This window comes from Streptomyces anandii JCM 4720 (assembly GCF_014650655.1).
Lineage (GTDB): Bacteria > Actinomycetota > Actinomycetes > Streptomycetales > Streptomycetaceae > Streptomyces > Streptomyces anandii.
In genome coordinates, this window is record NZ_BMVJ01000002.1 from 518326 (window position 1) to 524644 (window position 6319).

The following is a 6319-nucleotide window of genomic DNA, read 5'->3' on the forward strand; positions in this document are numbered from 1 at the left end:
GGGCAACATCCTCCAGGTCGCGGGCCAGGTCGGCTTCCTGCCCGCCGAGGAGGGCAAGCCGCCCACGCCCGCCGGACCCACCCTGCGCGAACAGACCCTCCAGACCCTCGCCAACGTCAAGGCGATCCTCCAGGAGGGCGGTGCCGGCTGGGACGACGTGATGATGATCCGCGTCTACCTCACCGACACGGCGCACTTCGCCGAGATGAACGACATCTACAACGCCTACTTCGAGGAGCAGGGCCTCACCCAGCCGCCCGCCGCGCGCACGACGGTCTACGTCGGCCTGCCCGCGGGACTCCTCATCGAGATCGACGCGCTCGCCGTACTCGGCTGACGCCTCGTCGACCCCGCCTGATCCCGTACGTCCGTCACGGCACGGCGCCCGCCACCCCCTGGGCGCCGTGCCGCGATCCCCCCTGCCCGAAAGCTCCATGTACTTATCCCGAGGACCCCCGTATGTCCTTCTCGCTCGCCGCCACCGCCCCGCCCGCGCCCCCGCACACAGGAGGCCTGCTCCTCCTCGTCGGCGGCACCACCGGCCTGCTCCTGGTCGCCGCCCTGGGCATCGCCCTGCTGCTGTTCCTGATCATGAAGGCGAGACTCCAGCCGTTCGTGGCGCTGCTCGCCGTCTCCATAGCCGTCGGCCTGCTGGCCGGCCTGTCCGTCACCGAACTCTTCGGCACGGTCCAGCGATCGGACGCCGTCTCCACCATCGAGTCCGGCATGGGCGGCATCCTCGGACACGTCGCCGTCATCATCGGCCTGGGCACGATGCTCGGCGCGATCCTCGAGGTCAGCGGCGGCGCGGAGGTGCTGGCCTCCCGGCTGCTCGGCCTGTTCGGCGAGGAGCGGGCGCCCCTGGCCATGGGCCTGACCGGCCTGATCTTCGGCATCCCGGTCTTCTTCGACGTGGGCATCTTCGTCCTCGCGCCCCTCGTCTACGCGGCCGCCAAGCGTGGCGGCAAGTCGATCCTGCTGTACTGCCTGCCCCTGCTCGCGGGCCTGTCGATGACCCACGCCTTCCTGCCGCCGCACCCCGGCCCGGTGGCCGCGGCCGGCCTGCTGCACGTGCAGCTCGGCTGGATCATCCTGATGGGCGTCGTCTGCGGCATCCCCGCGGTGCTCGCCGCGTGGGCGTACTCGGCCTGGGTCGGCGCGCGGATCTTCGTCGAGGTCCCGCAGGACATGGTGGAGGCGACGGCCGAGGCCCGGCAGGCGGTCCTGCGCGAGCAGCGGGCCTTGGGCGCCCAGCCGCAGGAGAGGCCGGTGCCGCTGGGCACCGTCCTCGGCATCATCGGCACTCCGCTGGTCCTCATCCTGGCCGCGACCTTCTCCTCCATCGCGCTGGACCCCTCGACGGGCCGCTCGGTCGTCGAGTTCTTCGGCCACCCCTTCGTGGCCCTCACGATCGCCCTGGTGCTCGCGTACTACTTCCTCGGCATCCGCCGGGGCTGGTCCCGCAAGTCCCTGGAGACCGTCTCGACCGCCTCGCTCAAGCCGGTGGGCAACATCCTGCTGGTCGTCGGCGCGGGCGGCGTCTTCGGCGCGGTCCTCAAGGCGAGCGGGGTCGCGCAGGCCCTCTCGGACACCTTCAACGGCGTGGGCCTGCCGGTGATCGTGCTGGCGTACCTCATCTCGCTGGTGCTGCGCGTGGCCCAGGGCTCGGCGACGGTCGCGATCGTCACGACGGCGGGCATCGTGGCCCCGCTGCTCTCCGGGGGCCACCACTCCCAGGCCTTCGTCGCCCTCGTCATCATGGCGATCTCGGCCGGCTCGATCTTCGCCTCGCACGTCAACGACGGCGGCTTCTGGATGGTGGCGAAGTACTTCGGCATCAGCGAGCGCGACACCCTGCGCACCTGGACCGTGCTGGAGAGCGTGCTGTCGGTGGCGGGGTTCGCGGTGGCGGCCGCGGTGAGCGTGTTCGTATGAGCGCGTTCGTATCGGCGTGATTTCCGAGCAGGGCCCCGATTTGGTGTAGGGCTCTGGTAACGATGCGGGGGCTGGCTGTGTGCGGCACAGGATCGTCGACCATACTGCCCGCTGTGGAGCAGCGCATAGGACCGAGCAGCCAGCCCCTGAAGGGCGACCCCGTCAAGGGCGCCGGATTCGACCCGGCTTTCATCCCGGGCCTCACGACGCCGACACCGGCGGACGCGGAGGGCGTGCCGGCGCCGGCCGACCCGGAGCCCCCGACCGAGCCGTCCGACTCGGCCGAGCCCACGGAGGCCTCGGCCGGCGACAAGGAGCCGGCGGCCGAAGAGCCCGAGGACGAGGCCGTCGCCCCGGAGCCCTCCGAGGGCCCCGTCTTCGAGGCCGCCGACCGCCGTGCGAGGATCATCGCCGACCACAGGGGCGTACGTCTGAGCCTGGACGACCAGGAGTGCGAGTTCCGCTGGGACGAGATCGGCGCCGTCGAGACGGAGACCCCCCGCTTCGGCAAACGCTTCACGATCACCGTCCACACCCCGGACCGCCGCTGGTACCCCATCGAAATCGAGGCAACCTCCAGGTCCACCTTCCCGACCTGGGAGTCGGAACTGGACGCGGTACTGGACGCCTACTTCGAGGACACCACGGCCGAACCGACGGAGGACGACAACTGAGGGGCGAGGGGCGCCGCTGGCCCGCCGGGCGGCGTCCGACCCGGAAGCCCGAACGAACCCCGATCCCGGACTCGTGCCTCATGCCTCGTGATCGGGGTCGAGCACGACCCTGAACCGGTTGCCTTCGGGGTCCGTCATCAGGGCTTCCGCAGGATCATGAAGTTCCACCAGAGAGGCGCCCTTGGCGATCAACGTCTGCATTGAGGGGCGCCTTGAAGGAAACTGTGCGAATGGTTGTTCCCGCCGGATTTTGTGCCGCCACGGCGCGGGCGTTGAGGGAGACTCCCAGCGCCAGCCAAGCGGCATCTTTCCAATAGATGCCTTCTGTTGGCAGGATCAGCCTGACGCCGTTGTGGATGTGCATATGTGAAACATCATCCTGCGCAAGCGGACGTGCCTCGGCAGCAAGGTCGGCCGCCAGTCCTCCGACTGGACCGCGTAGGCGATAACGAATGGTTCTCATAACGCCATCATTCCTCCAGCCCCTCCACGACATTTCTCGCAAATGCCCGGGTCGTCGAACTCCAAGCCGTGATTTTCTGCGCCTGTCCAGCCTTTGAAGCGTCGGCATCGGGCGAGCGCGGCCTCGTCGGAGAGGCGTAGATCCAGCGCACGCCGCCGTAGTCCCCGGCCAGGGGTGCCTCGTCCTCGCCGAGCGGTACGAGCACCACCGCGCGGCGGAACTCGCCGAGCAGGGTGGCGAACTCGCGGTGCGCGCCCACGACTTCGCCGCCCACCGGATCCCCCCCCTGTGCCACCGTCGCCCCCGTGATCAGACACGCCCGGGATCATCGCATCGTCACATTACGGTTCGCAATGCAAACAGTGCGGCGCCTGGCCGGGCCGGGCGCCGCACCGGAATGTGCTCAAGCAGCGGTTACGGCAGGGCGTGGACGTGGGCCCCCACCGTGTTGGACCAGGTGTTGCCGGCCGCCGCGTCCCAGTTGGTCGACCAGGTCATCGCGCCGCGCAGGTCCGGGTAGGTCCTGGAGGGCTTGAACGAGCCGCAGTTGGTGAGCTTGGTCAGGCAGTCGAGGGCGTTGTTCACCACCGTCGGCGAGACGTAGCCGCTGCCGGCGCCGCTCGGGGAGGCGGGGACGCCGAGGCCCACCTGGGACGGGGCGAGACCGCCCTCCAGCTGGATGCAGGCCAGGGCCGTCAGGAAGTCCACCGAGCCCTGCGAGTACACCTTGCCGTCGCAGCCCAGCATGGAACCGCTGTTGTAATACTGGGTGTTGACGACCGTGAGGATGTCCTTGATGTTCAGGGCCGTCTGGAAGTAGCCCGCGGACGTGGACTGCATGTCGATGGTCTGCGGGGCCATCGTGATGATCAGGGACGGGCCGGCCTTCTGCGACAGGGTGCGCAGCGCCTGCGACATGTAGGTCGCGTTGATGCCGTTCTCCAGGTCGATGTCGACGCCGTCGAAGCCGTACGTCTGCATCAGGGAGTACACGGAGCCGGCGAAGTTCGCCGCCGACGTCGGGTCGCTGACGGAGACCGTGCCGTTCTGGCCGCCGACCGAGACGACGACCTTCTTGCCGGCCGCCTGCTTGGCCCTGATGTCCGCCTTGAACTGGTCGGCCGTGTAACCGCCGAGGCCCGCCGAGTCGAGGTTGAAGGTCACCGCGCCCGGCGTCGTCGTGGCGTCCGCGAAGGCCACCGCGATGATGTCGTACTGAGAGGGGACGTCGGAGATCTTCTGGACGGTCGCGCCGTTGTCGAAGTTCTGCCAGTAGCCCGTCACCGCGTGCTTGGGCAGGCCCGAACCGGATCCGCCGCCCCCGCCGGTCCCGGCCGTCGTGGCGGTCACCGTCGCCGACTTCGGCGACTCGCCCGCCGCGTTCACCGCCGTCACCTGGAAGGAGTACGAGGTGGAGGCGGACAGCCCGGTCACCGTCGCCGAGGTGCCCGTCACCGACGTCACCTCGGTGCCGCCCCGGTAGACGTCGTAGCCGGTCGCGTTGGACACGGTGTTCCAGGCCAGGGACACCGAGGACGACGTCGTGCCCGTGGCCGACAGGCCCGTCGGGGCCGCCGGGACGGTGGGGGCCGGGTCACCGCCGCCGCCCCCGTCGGGACCGTAGACGGAGACGTCGTCGGCGTAGTACGCGGCCTGGCCGTACCAGCCGTGCAGGTAGACGGTGACCGAGGTGGTGGACGAACCCGTGGTGAAGGTCGTCGACAGCTGCTTCCAGCCCGAGGTGTCCGGCGTCCACGTCGACACGTCCGTCGTGCCGGTGCCCGTGGCGCCCAGGTAGGTGTAGCCGCCCTGGACCCACGCGCTCAGCGTGTACGTCGAGTTGGGCTTGACCGCCACCGACTGGGTGCACTGGGCGTTGTCCTGCCCGGCCGGCGTGGCCTTCAGCGCGGCCGAGCCGCTGTGCACCGGCGAGGAGACCGCCGTACCGCTGCCGGCCGAACAGGTCCAACTGCCCAGGCCCGCTTCGAAACCGGCGTTCTTGGCGTTGTTGACGTCCGCCGCCGACGCCTGGCCCGTGCCGGCGAAGGACAGGGCGAGTGCCGCGGCGACGGCTCCCGACCAGATGCGCAGCGGCCGGAGCCGTCCGGGTCTGGGCATGCCTGATACGCGGTCCACTGGGGCCTCCGGTGGGGGAGAAGGGAGGAGAACAACTGGCGGGGCAACTGGGAGAGCAGCGGGGAGAGCAGTCGGCAGGACAACTGCCGGGACGGTGGCCACCGTTAGGCGTACAAGTTGGTCCAGACCAATTGTCTTGTCAAGAGGTCCAGACCAACTTCGCCGGTCAATGGACGGCGCCGAATCCACGCTTCCGGGTCCGGCCGGGCCGACGGGCCCGCTCAACCCGTCCCGTTTTGCCGTGACTTGCGACAGGCAGTTGCCACTCAGCTACAGAATCGCTGTTCTCCGGTCACAGAGGCGTGGATACAGTGCTGAGGTAGTCACGCAGTGAAGTCAACTCGGCGTGCCGGAGGAACGCCGGCGGGCCGAACGGCGTGAAACGGGGAGCTGCGCGTGTCAACTGCCATTGCTGTGACCAGCGCCGACATGGCGCTGCCCGCGCACGACGAGCGGACCGTGCCGGCCGTCGTCCTGCGCGACCTGGACCGACAGCCGCTGGAGCAGTCGCTGGACGCCGTGCAGGCGCTGATCGAGCAGCACGGGCACGTGATCGTCGTGTGCTCGCGCGCCGTCCCCAGCGGGGTCGAGCGGCGGCTGCACACCGTGCGCTCGCTGCTGGAGAGCGACCGCATCGCCCTCTTCCGGCCCGACCTGCCCCCGCTCGCGCTGGCCGTCCTGGCCCGCCAGTTACGGCAGCTGGCCTCCTGCGACCTCAGCCCCGGCGTGCTCGCCTCGGCCGGCCGCCTCCTCACGCACTACGTCCACGCCGGCGCCGTCCTCGGTTCCGTCACCCGCCTCGACCGCGTCCCCGTGGGGCTCAAGGCGCACGCCAAGTCCTGGGTGCCCGGCAGTCAGTTCGGCGTGATCGCCCACCCCCAGCCCCAGCTCGTGCGCATCGGCCCCGAAGCCGTACTCGCCGGGCCCGAGTTCGGCACCTGGATGCTCGTGGGCAAGGGCCAGCTCCAGTCCGACTGGGCCGCCACCACCCTCGCTCCCGCCTGGAACGTACAGGGGCTGCGCGAGGCCCAGCTTCCCGCGGAGTCCGCGCGCTGGTGGGGGACGGGAAGGCTCGTCGAGTTCTGCACCTACCTGCCCGACCTGTCGGTCC

8 protein-coding genes are annotated in these 6319 nt (G+C 70.0%); 4 read left to right on the forward strand and 4 right to left on the reverse strand.

Going from position 1 to position 6319, the window contains the following annotated elements:
• The 3 genes from IE249_RS05530 to IE249_RS05540 form a co-directional block, all read left to right on the forward strand.
• On the forward strand, positions 1-337 hold a 337-nt coding region (locus IE249_RS05530; protein ID WP_229857576.1), incomplete at its 5' end, for a RidA family protein.
• Between the two features lie 122 nt (positions 338-459).
• The gene (locus IE249_RS05535) at positions 460-1935 is read left to right on the forward strand and encodes a GntP family permease (RefSeq protein WP_189703596.1); all 1476 of its coding nucleotides are present in this window, start codon (positions 460-462) and stop codon (positions 1933-1935) included.
• Positions 1936-2048: 113 nt separating this feature from the next.
• Positions 2049-2609 carry a hypothetical protein gene (locus IE249_RS05540; RefSeq protein WP_189703597.1) on the forward strand — a complete coding sequence of 187 codons (561 nt, stop codon included), beginning with the start codon at positions 2049-2051 and terminating at the stop codon, positions 2607-2609.
• Between the two features lie 78 nt (positions 2610-2687).
• Here IE249_RS05540 and IE249_RS40345 read toward each other — a convergent pair whose 3' ends face one another.
• The 4 genes from IE249_RS40345 to IE249_RS05555 form a co-directional block, all read right to left on the reverse strand.
• Positions 2688-2810 (reverse strand): VOC family protein, encoded by a 123-nt coding sequence (locus tag IE249_RS40345; protein WP_506366325.1) that lies wholly within the window; start codon positions 2808-2810, stop codon positions 2688-2690.
• A complete protein-coding gene (locus IE249_RS05545; protein WP_189703598.1) occupies positions 2764-3072 on the reverse strand; it encodes a hypothetical protein in 309 nt (102 codons plus the stop codon). Before IE249_RS05545 ends, IE249_RS40345 begins: the two co-directional genes overlap by 47 nt.
• A 7-nt stretch (positions 3073-3079) precedes the next feature.
• Positions 3080-3346, reverse strand: coding sequence for a hypothetical protein (locus tag IE249_RS05550; protein WP_189703599.1), 267 nt, complete (start codon positions 3344-3346; stop codon positions 3080-3082).
• 140 nt (positions 3347-3486) lie between these two features.
• Positions 3487-5190, reverse strand: coding sequence for a chitinase (locus tag IE249_RS05555; protein ID WP_189703600.1), 1704 nt, complete (start codon positions 5188-5190; stop codon positions 3487-3489).
• A 447-nt stretch (positions 5191-5637) separates the two neighbouring features.
• Between IE249_RS05555 and IE249_RS05560 the strand changes: the two genes are divergently transcribed.
• A partial coding sequence (locus IE249_RS05560) for a hypothetical protein (protein WP_229857661.1) occupies positions 5638-6319 on the forward strand: 682 nt, incomplete at its 3' end.

Bases quoted from the DNA above. Each gene is read 5' to 3' on its own strand.
- IE249_RS05535 (WP_189703596.1), top strand. From the start codon at position 460: ATGTCCTTCTCGCTCGCCGCCACCGCCCCGCCCGCGCCCCCGCACACA.
- IE249_RS05555 (WP_189703600.1), bottom strand. From the start codon at position 5,190: ATGCCCAGACCCGGACGGCTCCGGCCGCTGCGCATCTGGTCGGGAGCC.
- IE249_RS40345 (WP_506366325.1), bottom strand. From the start codon at position 2,810: ATGCAGACGTTGATCGCCAAGGGCGCCTCTCTGGTGGAACTTCATGAT.
- IE249_RS05545 (WP_189703598.1), bottom strand. From the start codon at position 3,072: ATGAGAACCATTCGTTATCGCCTACGCGGTCCAGTCGGAGGACTGGCG.